Consider the following 14,686-nt stretch of genomic DNA (forward strand, 5'->3'; position numbering starts at 1 on the left):
ACTATCGCTTCAAAGGCCGTGCAAGCAATCCGCCGGTGACCGGCTTCATCACGCCGGTTGTGGCCGGAAAAGTAAGCGGCAGACCCATCAGCGAGCGCACGGCCAGATACCCCCAGGCCTCCGCTTCCATCGCATCGCCGTCAAAACCGGCATCCTCACCTGTCATGACACGGGCACCCGTCGCGCCTGCCAGGGCGATCAAATCGGCCATGATGATCTTGTTCAACCGGCCGCCACCACAAATGACGTAGCACTTCGGCGGCTCGGGCAGATGGGAGGCCGACGTCAGCACAGCCGCAGCAGTCACATAAGCCAGCGTGCGGGCGCCATCGTGCAGGCCAGCCTCTTGCGGCTCGGGCGGCAGAAAGTCGTTGCGATCCAATGAGCGGCGCTTGGGATTGGTGAAAAACGAATGCGACAGATAACGCTCGGCGAGCGCATTTACCACGCCGCCTTCGGACGCAATCATACCGCCCTGATCAAACGGAATGCCCGCATGGGCCTCAACCCACTGGTCGATCAGCGTATTTCCCGGCCCGCTGTCAAAGGCCATGATTGTGCCATCCCGTCCGACAAAGGTCAGGTTGGAAATCCCGCCAATATTGACGAAACAGACAGGCATATCGTCTTTTGGCAGACCGGCTGCCAAAGCGGCATGATAGGCTGGCACCAGCGGTGCGCCCTGCCCGCCATGCACCATATCATTGGCGCGCATGTCGTAGACCACAGGAACGCCGGTTTCCCTCGCCAACAGAGGACCGTCGCCAATCTGGACAGTCAACGCCTCGTCCGGTCGATGCAGCACTGTCTGGCCGTGAAAACCAATGACAGCAATATCTGCGGCCAACAGGCGATTTGCAGTCAGGAACTGCTGAACGGCTGCGGCATGGCGTAAGGTAAGATCACGCTCCAGAGCATTCAGCATGCCGGGACGTTGGCTGCGTTCGGTAATGGCCTTCGCCTCATCCAGCGCGAGCTTCAATTGTGCGCGAAAGGTCGGCTCATAGGCGACAGACAGAGATGGACCGCGCTCCACAAAGCCTTCGCCATCGCTCGCAACCATTGCCACATCGATCCCGTCCATGGACGTTCCGCTCATCAACCCAATGGCTCGCTTGATTTCTGCCAAATGACAACTCCACCGACTCGATTGAATGACTTGAGCAACATTCATGGCCGAAACGGGTGCACATTTCAAAAAACAATGCTAAAGCGCCGGCGATTTCACCGTTTTAGCGAGCGTGCCGACTACGTGGCACTCAAAGCGTCGTTCAGAGAGTCAGAGGCCATGACCAAGTACAAATCCGATTTCCTGCGCACCATGCACGAGCGCGGCTTCATCCATCAGATGTCCGATGAAGCCGGCCTCGACGACCTGCTCGCCAAGGAAACAGTCACGGCTTATATCGGCTTCGATCCGACTGCTCCCTCGCTGCATGCCGGCTCGCTGATCCAGATCATGTTGCTGCACTGGTTCCAGGCAACGGGCCACCAGCCGATCTCCTTGATGGGTGGCGGCACCGGCATGGTCGGCGACCCCTCCTTCAAGGAAGAAGCGCGTCAGCTGATGACCGTCGACAAGATCGAGGACAATATTGCCTCCATCAAGCGCGTCTTTGCCAGTTACATTGACTATGAGAAGGGTCCCAAGGACGGCGGCCTGATGATCAACAATGGCGAATGGCTGCGAGGCCTGAACTATCTCGAATTCTTGCGCGATGTCGGTCGCCATTTCTCGGTCAACCGCATGTTGTCCTTCGACAGCGTGAAGACCCGTCTGGACCGCGAGCAGTCGCTGTCTTTCCTCGAGTTCAATTACATGATCCTCCAGGCCTATGACTATGTGGAGCTGAACAAGCGCTACGACTGCCGATTGCAGATGGGCGGCTCCGACCAGTGGGGCAATATCATCAACGGCATCGACCTTGGCCATCGCATGGGTTGCCCGCAGCTCTACGCGCTGACATCGCCTTTACTCACCACCTCTTCCGGCGCAAAGATGGGCAAGTCGGCCAATGGAGCCGTCTGGCTCAATACCGACATGCTCTCGGCCTATGACTTCTGGCAATACTGGCGCAATACGGAAGATGCCGACGTTTCCCGCTTCCTGAAGCTTTACACCACGCTTCCCATGGATGAGATCGCACGGCTGTCCGCATTGGGCGGTTCGGAAATCAATGAGGTCAAGAAGATCCTCGCGACCGAAATCACTGCAATCCTTCATGGCCGCGATGCAGCCGAACAGGCTGCTGAAACGGCACGCAAAACCTTCGAGGAAGGTGCGGTATCCGACAACCTGCCGACAATCGAAATCGCGTCGGCGGAACTCGAGTCCGGCATCGGCCTGTTGTCGCTGATCGTGAAAGCGGGTCTCGCCTCATCGAACGGTGAAGCCAGACGCCATGTGCAGGGTGGCGCGGTACGGATCAACGACAATCAGGTTTCCGATGAGCGCATGTCGATCGGCAGCGGTGAACTGACCGGCGACGGCGTCATCAAGCTGTCGCTTGGCAAGAAGAAGCATATGCTGATAAAGCCTGCCTGAAACAGCAGCCAGAATATTGGATGAAAAGCCGGCCTCGCGCCGGCTTTTTTGTGGCTCAACGGAACTCGAAGATCGAGCGGAACACGCCAGGCGCGATGATGGAAAGCGGATTGATCGTCAGCCGCGGCGCACTGGTCGGGCCGGTCAGCTTGAAGGTAATCCCAAGCAGACCGCGATCCCGCCCATTGCCAAGCAGCAGACCGATCACCGGCAATTCGCCAAACAACCGGTTGAGCCCGTAGGCCGGCATGAAAGTGCCGGTCATGTCCATGTTGCCGGCGGCATCACGGATTGTCCCTTGAAAGGTCGCGCCGATCTGCTCGCCTCGAACAACACCATTATCCAGGCTGACGCTGCCATTGTTGAGTGCGATCAGCGCAAACCCGCGCTGGAATTTTTCGGAACTGATATCGATATCCCGCTTCACCGCATTGTTCAGGCTCTGTCCGTCTGCACCCGCTGGCGATGACACAATCGATTGCAGCCGCTCTTCGTTTTCGACCCGGAAACTGCGGATATCGACCGAACCGTTCCAATTCTTGTTGTCTGGCGACATGAGCTTCAGATTGAGCAGCCCGCCGCGCATCCTTGTATATAGATTGATGAAACGCAGGATGGACCCCGCATCGCTGCTGGTCAGGCTCAACTCGTCGCCATTTTGTCCGGCCGCGAGCTTGGCAATGACAGCCTGCCCACTGTCGGTTACCGCGCTCAAGTTGAGTGCCGTCACTCGACCGCCGCCATTGCCGTAGACAAAATTGACGCTCGACAGGGTTTCTCCGGCAAACCCTGTCACACGATCCAGCTTGGCCTCGACACTGATCGGTACGCTCTTGGCCGAGGTTCCGTCACCCTGGCCGTCACCGGGCGCCTTGATCTCAGCAATCACCGACCGCACATCGACAGACTTGCCATTCACCTTAACCTGGTAGCCACCGCCACTTTTTCGGACGCGAACAGAAAAACTGTCACTGGCTGAAAGCTTCATGCTGTCGATATCTGCCGAGGTCAGACCGGACGTGCCCACCACAAGGTTACCCGCTGCGCCGAAACCGTCGCCTGTCAGCGTGAGGTTGTCCACATGGGTGCTTCCATCGCGTTGCAGCAGATCGAAATCCGCCTTGGCGGCAATTCCGCGCCCCTTGGACCAACCCGCCCAGGGAAGGCTTAGAACGGCGGATCCCAGATCGGCGCGCACCCGCCACTCGGTGTCGCTGACATAGGTCAATTCAGCTTTCATGCTGCCTTGCAGGATATCATCGAGCCCCGGCGTCAGACGTTTGCGACCGTCATTGTCCAGAGTGAGTGTAACGACACGTTCACGTTTGGCCCCAAGCGCCTTGTCCACAGGCTCAACCATGTGAATTTCCATCGGCACACCATCCAGCAATCCCTTGCCTTTCAGACGGGCCGCTGATGGGTCGATTTCCAGTGTTGCGTCAAGCTCGCTGAGTTTTCGTCCGGAGAAATCCTTCGCGACATTGACCTTGTTCAGGTCCAGCTTGGCCTCCCATTCTGGCGCAGGCGGATCCTGACTGCGCACAAGACCGGCCCGGACCCTGGCATGCGCTTTGACGGCACCGGTAAAATCGCTGATCGAAAAGCCCGCTTTTTCCAGTGCCCCGATCGGCTTGTAGCTCACCAGTTCTGCCACCGCTTCGGCGGCGCCCGCAACGGATATGTCAATATCGGCCATCAGCGGTTTGCTATAGGCATCCTCTATGGTCAGCGAGCCTCCACTCAAACTGACCGTTCGGCCGGACGGAAAATAGGAAACGCCTTCCTTGAAGGTCACGGTCAGATGACCGCCAACCATCTCCACATGTGCGTCGGTATCGCGCACCGGCGGAATATCGCCGGTCACGTTGGCTCGGGTATTCTCGATATCGAAGGAAAGACGCAGTTCGTTTTCCCCGAGATGAAGAGGCGACGGCTCCAGCTTCATGCGGCCCGCGGGGATGAATACATCCACGGACGCATTTGTGATCGTTCCACCGAACAGGTTCGACATCACCCAGTCGCGCGGTTTGTCGGCGATCCAGTAGGGCCATAACTGCTTGACGACCGACGTGTGGATCTGACTGAACTGCGCACTGAAACTCAGCTCTGGCGACTGATCGCCGAACTGCGCGCGCAGCGACCCCGTCATCGCCCCCCCACGGGTTGAAACAGCCAGTTTGTCAGCTTGGAACTCGCGGCTGTCATAGAGATAACGGCCAAAGAGCTTCAGGTCGAAGGGAACCGGAGCCTCACCCGAGTTTTCTGCTGACGCCACGCCATCCTTGACCAGCAGATCGATGCCAATGCCACTCCCGGGCTTATAGGTCGTATCCAACCTGTCGAGATCGATCAGCGCCCCGCTGAAAGGCATGGTCGTCGCTCCGAAGACGACATTGGAACGGCGAACCTCAAGCGTATTCTTTGTGAAATCATAGCCAAGCCGGATATCCGCAGACGTCACCTCCTGCGACTTGCCATCGATGTAGAAGATCCCATTGGCAGACTTGACGGATGCAGTCAGAAGCGGCGTGCGCCCGGCGCCTGCACGTTCAGCGTCGATGGAAACCCCTGTCACCCCGCCAAACCCCTGGCGGATCGCACCACTGTCATCTCGCCGCAGAAGGATAGGCGCCACATCCAGATCGGCCACCCGGACCTTCATCGCCGACGTGACATCGCCCTTCACTGAACTTTCCACGTGAAAAGTGGCCGGCTGGCCCTTAACCGTCAGAATGCCATCTGCGAGTAACGCCGAATCGGCATTACGCTGCAAAACAAGATCGACAATGCCAACATCGAGCGGGTTCTGACCGCTACCGGGCACCTTGATACGCACGTTGGACATCCGCACGCGATCCAGACCGGCATTGGCGATGAAGGATTTGGCATTGTCCAGTTCTGCGAATGCATGTTCGACCACAGTCGGTGTGGCATCGACCCTGAACTTGGAAAAATCCACTGGCGGGCCTGATGGCATGACCGCGGCATCGATCACCATGTCGTCGGCAGCGATCTCATCCACCTCAACCTTGCCCACAAAAAGCGCGGTGGTCTTGAGGACGAACTTGACGGATTTTGCCTGGGCCAGCACCAGATCGCTGTCATTGTGGCGCGCAACCACGTCGCTCGCCTCGATCAACAGCCTGAGATCCTTGGAGAAACGGATGGATGTTGTGCCAATGCTGGCGCTGAATTGAGGACTGAGACCGGCGTCCAGCGCTTTGCGCGCACCATCAGCCAGCAGCCGATCGAGGCCACCAGTCTGGATGCTGGCAACCACGAGCGAGACAAACAAAAGAATGGCGATGATGGAAAGCACGCAGACACGCGCAAACCGTCTGGCAAAGCCGCGGCCGCGCGGACAATGCACAATAATCGGCTCCTCCGCCTGCGCCGACGGAAGTTGGTGCAGGGGTGTGATATCTCTCTTGCGAAAACGAAGCTTTTCGCCCCGGATTTCTCCCATGTGCCGGGTTGGTCTCCACTGATTGCCGCAAACGGGTGGACGTCCGCCGATACGACGATATATCCGTATGTATCCGTATACGTCGATAATGACGGCGAAAGAAAGGTTTGCACAGTGAGCGATTTGGCAATTGGCGACAAAGCACCGACCTTCACCCTGCCTCGCGATGGCGGGACAACGGTAAGCCCTTCAGATTTCGAAGGAAAAAAGGTTGTGGTCTACTTCTACCCGAAGGACAACACGTCGGGCTGCACCGTCGAAGCCGTCGACTTTACCGCGTTGGCGAAGAGCTTCGCCGATCAGGATGTGGTCGTGATCGGCATCTCGCCCGACTCGGTCAAAAGCCATGATCGATTCGTGTCCAAGCATGAACTCAGCGTCATTCTGGCAGCCGACGAGGATCACGCGGTCGCCGAGGCCTATGGAGTATGGGTCGAAAAGAGCATGTACGGACGCAAATACATGGGCATAGAGCGCTCGACCTTCCTGATCGACACCGATGGCAAGATTGCCGAAATCTGGAGCAAGGTGAAGGTCAAGGGCCACGCGCAAGCAGTGCTGGATAGAGCGGCAGCCCCTTGAACCAGATCTATACCGATGAGGCTATTGCCTCGCTGCGGGCGGGCGCTACCAAAGCCATCGCTGCAACCGATCTTGACCGCAAGATCAACCTGACACGCGAAACGGCGGTGCGCTGGAAAGCGCGCCGGCTGTCATTGCGTCACCCCGCCGATCCCTTGGTGCCCGACAGACCCGGCCGGCCGGAAAAGCCGGAACTGGTGCCGCCGAAAGCTGTCGGCAAACGGTCTTTGCATACCCTGCCCGGTCGCATCGCCATGCTCCATTCGCTGGCGCATATCGAGCTCAACGCCGTCGACCTTGCCCTTGATATCGTCGCACGCTTCGCAACGGAGCCGGTGCCCAATTCCTTCTTCGACGGCTGGATGCGGGTAGCAGATGAAGAGGCCAAGCATTTCGGCCTGGTGCGAGACCGGCTGCGCGCGCTCGGTGCAGACTATGGCGATATGCCGGCCCATGACGGCCTGTGGCAGGCAGCGCACGCAACCCGCAACGATCTGACGGCACGTCTGGCCGTCGTTCCACTGATACTCGAGGCACGAGGGCTCGACGTCACCCCGTCCCTGCAGGCCAAAATGCGTGAAACGGGCGACATCGAAAGCGCAGATGTCCTCAATATCATCTACGAAGATGAAAAAGGCCACGTAGCGATCGGTGCAAAATGGTTCCGCTTTTTTTGCGCACGGGAACGCGTCGATGCCGCCACACGCTTCAAGGAACTGGTGAGGGAAAACTTCCGCGGCGCGCTGAAGGCGCCCTTTAACGACATCGCCCGCGCAGAAGCCGGATTGACGCCGTCATTCTACCGCTCTTTGACCGCCAGCAATCGCGGCTAAGTCACCTGAACTGTGTTGCAAAACAGGCATGCGGCAAGCCGCCATCAAGTAATTATTAACCATATTGACCTGTAATGACCCCAGCGAAAAGGGCGACTCAAAGCGCCCCGAGAGCGATCTGCATTGTTTGTAAAAATGGCGCGGATAACATGGGAACATGACGGCCGGGGCAGCGGCCGACGCGCCGAATTTTAATGTGCGCCGAGTAGGAGAGCATCTGTGGCCAACACGGCAAAAAGCCCGAGCTTCGGAAAACGCCGCCAGCAACACATCATCATTCTGGCAAGCGGCGATCGAATTCGCCATATGACAATCCGCCCCTGGATGACGGCAATCGCCTTCAGCGTTGTCGGCATGATGGCTGTCGGTTATCTCGGTGCGACCTCCTACCTCGTCTTGCGCGACAACCTGATCGGCGCCACCATGGCGCGTCAGGCACGCATGCAGCATGACTACGAAGACCGTATCGCCGCTCTGCGTGCCCAGGTTGATCGCGTCACCTCGCGCCAGCTTCTCGATCAGCAGGTTGTCGAACAGAAGGTTGAAAAACTTCTCGAGCAGCAGATGGCGCTGACCTCGCGCCACGGCCGTCTCGATTCGCTGCTTGATCGTGCAGAGGGTGCCGAGCCGACATCTGCCGATGTGCCGGTACCGGCCTTTCGCCCGGATACAAGTGCTGACCGCGCAAGCCTTTCCAACAGTGGTTTGAACGCAATCGACAGTCTGATGGGCGGCAAGCAAAGCGCAAAAGCCGATGCCGCCGCCGAGGTGCTCGCCTATGCCCCGCTCCGTGAAAGCGTAGCCGACAAGGCAGACCGCGTTTTCTCCAACGTCACGCTGTCCCTGAAGAACATTGAAAACGAGCAGCTGCAACGGGTGCAAAAGCTGACAGTCGGTGCCACCCAGACCGCAAGCGCCATTGAAACCATCCTGAAGGGCAACGGCATCCCGCTCGATCAGGTCGAACCGCTACAGAAGGCATCCTTGGCCGACGAGAATGACGACGACAGCGGCACAGCTATCGGCGGTCCTTATCTGGCGCCTGAGAATCTCGAGGTCTTCGACGCATCGCTCGACGATCTCGACTCGGCACTGAGCCGGCTTGAAGCAATGCGCGACACGGCCAAGCGCCTTCCCTTTGGAAATCCCGCTCCGGGCAAGGCGATCACAAGTCGATTCGGCAATCGCGTCGATCCCTTCTTCGGCAAAATGGCCATGCATGCCGGTATCGACTTCCGTGAGCGCACTGGCGGCGAAATTCGCAGCACCGGCGCCGGCACAGTCGTCACCGCCGGCAGAGCAGGCGGCTATGGCAACATGGTCGAAATCGATCACGGCTTCGGCATCTCGACGCGTTTCGGCCATTTGAGCCGGGTTCTCGTCAAGAAAGGCGAGCATGTGGACGCTGGGGACCTGATCGGCCTTGCCGGCAGCACCGGTCGCTCAACCGGAACACACCTGCACTACGAAGTGCGCCGCAACGGCGTTGCCGTCGACCCGATACGATTTCTGAATGCCGGAATGAAGCTTCAGGGCCTTGTCGATTGACACTTTGCGCCACCAACCGCAATCTTCCTCTATCGGCATGAGGAAACTCGTATGGACGCGCATTTATTGATCGCCTTCGCGGCGACATTTTTCGTTTTTGCAGCAAGCCCCGGCCCGGACAATGTGACGATCGTGGCAAAGACCGTCGCTAACGGCCCACGCTCCGGCATTGCATATGGACTGGGTACGGTTGCCGGCATTCTGGTCTATCTTGGCCTCGCCGCATTTGGTCTGTCACTGATTGCCTCTGAAATGTCTCTCTTGATGACCGGGCTACGCTATCTGGGCGGTGCCTACCTGATCTGGATGGGAATAAAACTGTGGACGCAGAAGCCTGCAACCGCTGAAATGCAGACCGAGCCTCAGAAGAACGATGTCATTCAGCTGTTTGCCACAGGTTTCGCACTCAACCTCGGCAACCCCAAAATGCCACTCTTCTATCTGGCTCTGCTTCCGAACTTCGTTACCGCCGATTTTGGCATGCCGGAATACATCGCGCTCGCCATGACGATCGTGGCCGTTGAAATCGTGGTGATTGGCACCCATGTATGGATGGCACAGAGAGCGAAATCCCTCTTGCGCCGCCCTTCCGTCGTCCGCAAAACCAATCGCGTAACGGGTCTGTTTCTCGCAGGCGCAGGAGTGGCAACCATTGCCACCGGACGCGCGACCTGACGTTACGTTAACGCTGACGGACAGGAACGCGCCGTATTCCTTGACTTTCCGGTGTTTTTTCACTATTCGGCGCTTGCGGATGACACCGCGCAACCGATTTTTCTGTCAGCGTTAGCACGAACCGAAACGGAAACAGATTTCCCTTTGACCACATTTGCTGATCTTGGCCTGAGCCAAAAAGTCATGTCCGCCGTCGAAGACGCCGGCTACACGATCCCCACACCGATCCAGGCCGGTGCAATCCCTCACGCCCTACAGCGTCGCGATATCTGCGGCATTGCGCAGACAGGAACCGGCAAGACCGCCTCCTTCGTGCTGCCCATGCTGACGCTTCTGGAAAAGGGTCGGGCCCGCGCCCGTATGCCGCGCACGCTGATCCTGGAGCCGACACGCGAACTCGCGGCCCAGGTCGCCGAGAACTTCGAGAAATACGGCAAGAATCACAAGCTCAATGTCGCCCTCCTCATCGGTGGCGTTTCGTTTGAAGAACAGAACCGCAAGCTTGAGCGCGGCGCCGATGTGCTGATCTGCACACCAGGCCGCCTGCTTGACCATTGCGAGCGCGGCAAACTTTTGATGACCGGCGTTGAAATTCTTGTCATCGATGAAGCCGATCGCATGCTCGACATGGGCTTCATTCCCGATATCGAACGTATCGCCAAGATGATACCGTTCACCCGCCAGACCCTGTTCTTCTCGGCCACCATGCCGCCTGAGATCCAGAAGCTGGCCGACCGGTTCCTGCAAAACCCGGAGCGGATCGAGGTGGCTCCGCCATCTTCGACCTCCAAGACCATTACCCAGCGCCTCGTGGCGTCGCAGAGCAAGGACTACGACAAGCGCGCAGTTCTTCGCGATCTTATCCGCGAACAGTCGGAACTGAAGAACGCCATCATCTTCTGCAACCGCAAAAAGGATGTGGCAGACCTGTTCCGCTCGCTTGAGCGTCATGGCTTCTCCGTCGGCGCACTGCATGGTGATATGGACCAGACGTCACGCACCAAGATGCTGGCAGGGTTCAAGGAAAATGCCATCACTCTGCTGGTTGCCTCCGACGTTGCCGCGCGCGGCCTCGACATCCCCGATGTGAGCCATGTCTTCAACTTTGATGTTCCGATCCATGCGGAAGACTATGTCCACCGCATCGGTCGTACCGGTCGTGCCGGTCGTGCGGGCGCTGCCTTCACACTCGTGACCAAGAGCGATGCCAAATATCTCGACTCCATCGAAAAGCTCATCGACCAGAAGATCGAATGGCTGAACGGTGATGTCGCGTCGCTTCCCTCTGCCACCGAAGGCTCGGACGAGGGCCGCGAAAAGCGTGGCCGTGGTGACCGTCGCAGCAAGGGCAAGGGTCACAAAACCGAAACGCGCAGCGCGCATACTGCGCCCGTCGAACAGGACGTTGTTCCAGAAGAGGCACCAAGCGTGATTGCAGAACAGACCAGACAGAAGAAAAGCGCACCACCGGTGGCACGTGGCAATGGCAACCGCCAGAACCCGGCCAATGACGATCATCGTGATCGCCGCCGCCGTGAGCGCGATCGCGATGACGGCCCGACGCCTGTAGGCTTCGGTGACGATATCCCGGCCTTCATGCTGATTGCGTCCAACGCAAAGATCTGATGACTGTGCCCGGCGTCCATTTTCCAGGCGTCGGTGTCGGGCTTGCCATCCTGCGCGACGGCAAGCTCCTTCTCTATAAGCGGATGAATGCGCCGGAAGCCGGCCACTGGAACATCGTGGGTGGCAAGGTCGATCATCTTGAGCCTTCTGTGCAGGCTGCCAAGCGCGAGGCCGAAGAAGAGACAGGCCTCTCGATCGGCGAAATCGAATTCGTGAAGACGAGCGAACAGATTATCGACGCCGACCATCAGCACTGGATATCTCTGCTTTACAAGACCGAGGACTTCTCCGGCGAACCGTCACTGACGGAGCCGGACAAGCTGTCTGACTTTGGCTGGTTCGAACTCGACAATCTGCCCGAGCCCTTATCGGCCTTTACCCGCGCGATCGTTCCCCATCTTGTCTGAACGCTTCTTTTTCGGCTTTGTCGGTCCAGCACGCATGCCGGCCTCATAGGCAAGACGCACCCATTTTTCCATCAGGTCGGGATCGTCATACGCATCTTCGGGTATGCTCCAGTAGGGCATCGCAACCGGCGACTTGCCCTCTCGCTGATAGACCCACTGCCGGGCTCCGGCCCGTTCGAATTCCGGCGCAGTTTGCTCGTCCGCTTTCAGCATGACCTCGTCGAAGAGGTCGACGGCAATGATCACGCCATCTCGATACATGCCCTTGCCTCCAAACATGCGCTTGATGGTGATTTGCCCCAGGCTGGAAAACATCTCTTCAATATCGGCATTGTCCATGGATCACCCCTTGAGCACACCGCCAGCCGCGATCACGGCATCCTGAGTATCGACGTCGAGACGTGCATTCAGACCAATCTCGACGTCAATGATCTCCAGACCCGACGATTCGATGATAGCACGCGCTCCAATATCCCCCTCCAGCTTTGTAACTGCTCCAAAAGTCGATTTCGGAAGGATTACTGGATTGCCACGTTTTCCGCCGGCAACCGCGCGCACAATTGCCCGACCGCCAGAGTTTCGAAACGCAAAGACCAAAGCACGGATAGCCTCGGCATCCACACCCGGCATATCGCCAAGGAGAACAAGCACGCCATCTGCATCGGCCGATTCGGGCAGCGTGAACCCGGCGCGCAACGATCCGGCCATCCCACTTTCGTAGTCGAGATTATGGACAAGCGTCAGCGGCAATCCTTCGAGCGCTGCATCGATCTCGTCAGCGCGATGACCGGTGACCACCACAACGCTCTCCAGGCCGCTTGAAAGGGCAGCCTGTGCGACACGGCGAACCAGAGGCATGTCATCGAACTCGGCCAGCAGCTTGTGCGGCCCGCCCATGCGGCTGGATTTGCCGGCAGCCAGCAAGACTGCTGTGATACTGATTGCGCTGCGGGCATCGGTCGCCACTTCCCGTGGCTGCGGACGACTGGCAATTTCCATGAGCAATCCTCCGACACCAAGTGTCGCCAGTTCAGCAGACGTCGGGTGTTCACCGGCCAACAGTCTTGCCAGAACCCAGTCAAACCCGTTTTCCTTTGGCGATCGGGCACAGCCCGGCGCGCCAACGACAGGCACATCTCCAACAAAGCCCAGAACCAGCAGATTGCCGGGATCAATGGGCAGGCCCACGCGCTCAACCTTGCCACCCGCAAGCCTGATAGCCTGTGGAATAACATCGCCATCGTCTGAAACGGCGGACGCGCCGAAAACCACCACCATACGCTTGTGTCTGGATCGATCTGCCAATGCGTCTCCGATTGCATCAGCCACCGCTTGGGCTCGATGCGCAACGCGGATCTCATCGGTAAGCCGGCTACCGAAACCGGCGAGACGCTGTTCGAGAAGACGGGTCGTCTTGTCCATGACGGAGGATTTTAGCGAAGGCAGTTCGGTCGCAATCAGAGACACATGATGCTGGATGAAGAGCTTCACCTGGATGACGGAGCCTTCGGTCAGCACAGCCAGTGCCGCTTCGACCGCGGTCGCCGGCACGGCAAGCGGTATGATCTTGATGGTGGCGATCATATCGCCCTGCCGAACATTGGAATGATCGGCAAGGCAGGCTAGCGTGATGGCCGGATCGACGGCGTTGAACCGGTCGATCAGCGCCTTGTTTGCCACGAACAATCCATTTTCGGTTGCGTGAAAATTGACACGCCCCGTTGCCGGCGGTGCCGCGCGAACACCCGGACGCACCAGTGCCGAGGCCAGTATATCTGCTGCCAGATCTTCGCTCAGGTCACCATCTTCCAACCGGCTGACGATGACGGACGCCACCCTTTCGGACAGCAGCCGTTCGATATCACGGTACTCCAGACGGTGACCCTTTTTGAGCTTGCCGTCCTTCAGCGTCACGCTGTGCGCCAGGATCGCTCCTTCCGCGGCATTTGTGGCGATCTCGCCAAAAATCATGCAACCACCTTCAATGCCGAGGGCTCTCTGCGCCTGAGCGATTGGATGATGTCAGCCAGAACCGCAACGGCTATTTCAGCCGGGCTCGATGCACCTATATCGATCCCAATCGGTGCCGAGATGCGAGCAATATCGGCATCATTGACACCCTCCGCCAGAAGCCGCTCCACACGCTTGCCATGGGTTTTCCTGCTTCCCAGAGCGCCGACGTAGAAGCAACCTGCCTTCAGTGCCGAAGCGAGCGGGAAATCATCGATCTTCGGATCATGGGTGACTGCGACCAGCGCGGTATAGGCATCCAGAGGACGCGATTTGAGGATATCCTCCGGCCAGTCCGCCAACAGATCGACGCCAACGAAACGCTCTGCAGTGGCAAAGGCCGTACGCGGGTCGATGACACTGACATCAAATCCGGCAATCTGCGCCATCGGACAAAGTGCCTGACTGATATGGACAGCGCCAATCACCACGATACGGGGCGACGGTAGATGGACATTGAGAAACAGCGAGCTGCCGTCGATCTCGACCATGCCCGACTTTGCCGAGCGAAAGCGGGAAGCGACCTCGTCACCCAACGCACCGCCCACATCTGCGCCTTCGAGGATCAACCGGCTTGAACCATTGGCTATATCCGTCACCATCACACAGGCCTTGCGCTCACGCCTTGCTGCATTGAGCGCCTTTAGATGTTGAAGCTCCATCAGGCTAGCCTCTCGACATAAACACGGATCCGCCCGCCGCAGGACAGGCCGACACGCCAGGCGGTCTCGTCTGCGACACCGAATTCCAGCATCTTTGCCGAACCCGATTGCAAAACATCCATGGCTTCGCTGATGACTTCACCCTCCACGCATCCACCGGAGACGGAGCCCTCAAAGTGCCCGTCCTGATCAATCACCAGATGACTGCCGATGGGACGCGGTGCCGAACCCCAGGTCTCGATGACCGTCGCCACCGCCACCTGCCGACCCAGATTCTTCCAGTCTTCCGCTATCGTCAGCGGGTCCATTGCTGCAGCCTCAGTCATGGAAAT

General features: G+C 58.5%; 13 protein-coding genes. 7 read left to right on the forward strand and 6 right to left on the reverse strand.

Annotated elements, in window-relative coordinates:
- Position 1: 1 nt before the first annotated feature.
- Positions 2 to 1,129, reverse strand: coding sequence for an anhydro-N-acetylmuramic acid kinase (locus ACQQ2Q_RS10185; RefSeq protein ID WP_428186959.1), 1,128 nt, complete (start codon positions 1,127 to 1,129; stop codon positions 2 to 4).
- A gap of 159 nt (positions 1,130 to 1,288) precedes the next feature.
- Between ACQQ2Q_RS10185 and tyrS the strand changes: the two genes are divergently transcribed.
- A complete protein-coding gene (gene tyrS, locus ACQQ2Q_RS10190; protein ID WP_428186960.1) occupies positions 1,289 to 2,545 on the forward strand; it encodes a tyrosine--tRNA ligase in 1,257 nt (418 codons plus the stop codon).
- A 55-nt stretch (positions 2,546 to 2,600) separates the two neighbouring features.
- On the opposite strand, the gene ACQQ2Q_RS10195 is transcribed toward tyrS, so the two are convergent.
- Positions 2,601 to 6,011 (reverse strand): DUF3971 domain-containing protein, encoded by a 3,411-nt coding sequence (locus ACQQ2Q_RS10195; protein ID WP_428186961.1) that lies wholly within the window; start codon positions 6,009 to 6,011, stop codon positions 2,601 to 2,603.
- A gap of 114 nt (positions 6,012 to 6,125) precedes the next feature.
- Between ACQQ2Q_RS10195 and bcp the strand changes: the two genes are divergently transcribed.
- From bcp to ACQQ2Q_RS10225, 6 genes are all read left to right on the forward strand, one after another.
- Complete coding sequence (bcp, locus tag ACQQ2Q_RS10200) at positions 6,126 to 6,593, forward strand: thioredoxin-dependent thiol peroxidase (RefSeq protein WP_428186962.1); 468 nt, start codon at positions 6,126 to 6,128, stop codon at positions 6,591 to 6,593.
- Between the two features lie 5 nt (positions 6,594 to 6,598).
- Positions 6,599 to 7,426 carry a ferritin-like domain-containing protein gene (locus ACQQ2Q_RS10205; protein ID WP_428187485.1) on the forward strand — a complete coding sequence of 276 codons (828 nt, stop codon included), beginning with the start codon at positions 6,599 to 6,601 and terminating at the stop codon, positions 7,424 to 7,426.
- Between the two features lie 219 nt (positions 7,427 to 7,645).
- On the forward strand, positions 7,646 to 8,974 hold the full coding sequence (locus ACQQ2Q_RS10210) for a M23 family metallopeptidase (RefSeq protein WP_428186963.1): 1,329 nt from the start codon (positions 7,646 to 7,648) through the stop codon (positions 8,972 to 8,974).
- Positions 8,975 to 9,025: 51 nt separating this feature from the next.
- Positions 9,026 to 9,649 carry a LysE family translocator gene (locus tag ACQQ2Q_RS10215; RefSeq protein WP_428186964.1) on the forward strand — a complete coding sequence of 208 codons (624 nt, stop codon included), beginning with the start codon at positions 9,026 to 9,028 and terminating at the stop codon, positions 9,647 to 9,649.
- A gap of 144 nt (positions 9,650 to 9,793) precedes the next feature.
- Positions 9,794 to 11,275 carry a DEAD/DEAH box helicase gene (locus tag ACQQ2Q_RS10220; protein ID WP_428186965.1) on the forward strand — a complete coding sequence of 494 codons (1,482 nt, stop codon included), beginning with the start codon at positions 9,794 to 9,796 and terminating at the stop codon, positions 11,273 to 11,275.
- Positions 11,275 to 11,682 (forward strand): NUDIX domain-containing protein, encoded by a 408-nt coding sequence (locus ACQQ2Q_RS10225; RefSeq protein WP_428186966.1) that lies wholly within the window; start codon positions 11,275 to 11,277, stop codon positions 11,680 to 11,682. The genes ACQQ2Q_RS10220 and ACQQ2Q_RS10225 overlap by 1 nt, the downstream gene beginning before the upstream one ends.
- Here the strand turns inward: ACQQ2Q_RS10225 and ACQQ2Q_RS10230 are convergent.
- The 4 genes from ACQQ2Q_RS10230 to ACQQ2Q_RS10245 are packed head-to-tail and all read right to left on the reverse strand — an operon-like array spanning position 11,641 to position 14,680.
- Positions 11,641 to 12,021: a TfoX/Sxy family protein gene (locus tag ACQQ2Q_RS10230; protein ID WP_428186967.1), complete on the reverse strand. Its 381-nt coding sequence runs from the start codon at positions 12,019 to 12,021 to the stop codon at positions 11,641 to 11,643. The two genes, ACQQ2Q_RS10225 and ACQQ2Q_RS10230, sit on opposite strands and share 42 nt — an antisense overlap.
- A gap of 3 nt (positions 12,022 to 12,024) precedes the next feature.
- Positions 12,025 to 13,653 (reverse strand): NTP transferase domain-containing protein, encoded by a 1,629-nt coding sequence (locus ACQQ2Q_RS10235; protein WP_428186968.1) that lies wholly within the window; start codon positions 13,651 to 13,653, stop codon positions 12,025 to 12,027.
- On the reverse strand, positions 13,650 to 14,354 hold the full coding sequence (locus tag ACQQ2Q_RS10240) for an XdhC family protein (RefSeq protein ID WP_428186969.1): 705 nt from the start codon (positions 14,352 to 14,354) through the stop codon (positions 13,650 to 13,652). Before ACQQ2Q_RS10240 ends, ACQQ2Q_RS10235 begins: the two co-directional genes overlap by 4 nt.
- On the reverse strand, positions 14,354 to 14,680 hold the full coding sequence (locus tag ACQQ2Q_RS10245; protein WP_428186970.1) for an XdhC family protein: 327 nt from the start codon (positions 14,678 to 14,680) through the stop codon (positions 14,354 to 14,356). Before ACQQ2Q_RS10245 ends, ACQQ2Q_RS10240 begins: the two co-directional genes overlap by 1 nt.
- Between the last annotated feature and the right edge of the window lie 6 nt (positions 14,681 to 14,686).

The organism is Agrobacterium sp. ES01, assembly GCF_050320885.1.
GTDB lineage: Bacteria > Pseudomonadota > Alphaproteobacteria > Rhizobiales > Rhizobiaceae > Allorhizobium.